Source organism: Tamaricihabitans halophyticus, from assembly GCF_004340875.1.
GTDB classification, from domain to species: Bacteria; Actinomycetota; Actinomycetes; order Mycobacteriales; family Pseudonocardiaceae; genus Tamaricihabitans; species Tamaricihabitans halophyticus.
In genome coordinates, this window is sequence record NZ_SLXQ01000046.1 from 1 (window position 1) to 1,444 (window position 1,444).

The following is a 1,444-nucleotide window of genomic DNA, read 5'->3' on the forward strand; positions in this document are numbered from 1 at the left end:
ACCCCTAAGGTTGATCTTGTTCAGGGATTGATCGCCCTGACCGCCCAGAAGCGATGGGGCGTGGCTTATCGGGTACTGCCGGTCGTATGGCTCTCGGAGGATGGTCACCCCGTCGTTCTGGACGCTCCGGCTGCTCATTGAGACGTGTTGCGATTGGTCGCTGTTTAGGGGTTTGCCAGCGGAGACGTCCCCGGGCGTAAACCGAGTGACGAGAGGCATCTTTTGATGACAGTGCCTGACCTGGTGTGGATCGGTGTGGACGCGGGCAAGGCGTGCCACCATGTTGTTGCCGTGGATCACCTCGGCAACGTCTTGTGGTCCAAGCAGGTTCGTAATGACCAGGCGGCGATTGAGCAGGTGTTGGCGCTGGCGGCGCGGTCGGTTCCCGAAGCGCGGTGGGCGGTGGACCTGACCTCGGCCGGGGCCGCGCTGCTGCTGGCCTTGCTGGTCACGGCCGGTCAGCGCGTGGTCTATGTGCCGGGATCGATGGTCGATCGGATGAGCGGCGCGTTCGCCGGTGAGGGTAAGACCGACGCCCGCGACGCGAAGGTCATCGCCGAGACCGCACGCCTGCGGCGTGATCTCACCGAGATCACCACGCCGGACGAGCTGGTGGTGGAGCTGTCCCTGCTCACCGGGCATCGCGCCGACTTGATGGCGGACTGGGTGCGCGGGGTCAACCGGCTGCGGGAGCTGCTGACCCGCGTGTTCCCCGCATTGGAACGGGCCTTCGACTACTCCACCCGATCGGCGTTGATCTTGGTCAGCGAGTTCAGCACGCCGACGGCGATCCGCTCGGCCGGCGCCGACGGGCTGACCGTCTACCTGCGTGCCGGCCGCGCGCACCGCCCGTCCATTCCCGGCATGGTCGCCAAGGCGCTGGCCGCCGCCCAGGCACAAACCGTCGCGCTGCCAGGGGAAACCACCACGGCCCAGCTGATCGGCCGCCTCGCCCGGCAACTCCTCGACCTGGACCGGGAGATCAAAGACATCGACAAGCTCATCACTCGACGCTTCCGCGACCACCCGCAAGCGAAGATCATCGAAAGCATGCCCGGCATGGGGCCGATCCTGGGAGCGGAGTTCATCGCGATCACCGCGGGCGATCTGGCTGCCTTCGGCACACCGGCCCGCCTGGCCGCCTACGCCGGGCTCGCCCCCGTCCCGAACGACTCCGGACGCCGCGCCGGCGTCCTGCACCGACCCAAGCGCTACCACCGACGACTCCGCCACGTCTTCTACATGGCTGCCTTCTCCAGCCTCAAGACCGACGGACCATCGCGAGCGTTCTACCAAAGAAAACGATCCGAGCGCCAACGCCACACCAAGGCCATGATCGCCTTGTCCCGCCGCCTGGTCGACGTCCTCTGGGCACTGCTGCGCGACAACCGTCCCTGGCAAACCAGCACACCCGCAGCCATCAACGCTTGACACGATCATTGAG

Annotated in this window: 1 protein-coding gene; it reads left to right on the forward strand. The window is 66.5% G+C overall.

Going from position 1 to position 1,444, the window contains the following annotated elements:
* Positions 1 to 225: 225 nt before the first annotated feature.
* Positions 226 to 1,431: an IS110 family RNA-guided transposase gene (locus tag EV191_RS29980; protein ID WP_132881509.1), complete on the forward strand. Its 1,206-nt coding sequence runs from the start codon at positions 226 to 228 to the stop codon at positions 1,429 to 1,431.
* The last annotated feature ends 13 nt before the right edge of the window (positions 1,432 to 1,444 follow it).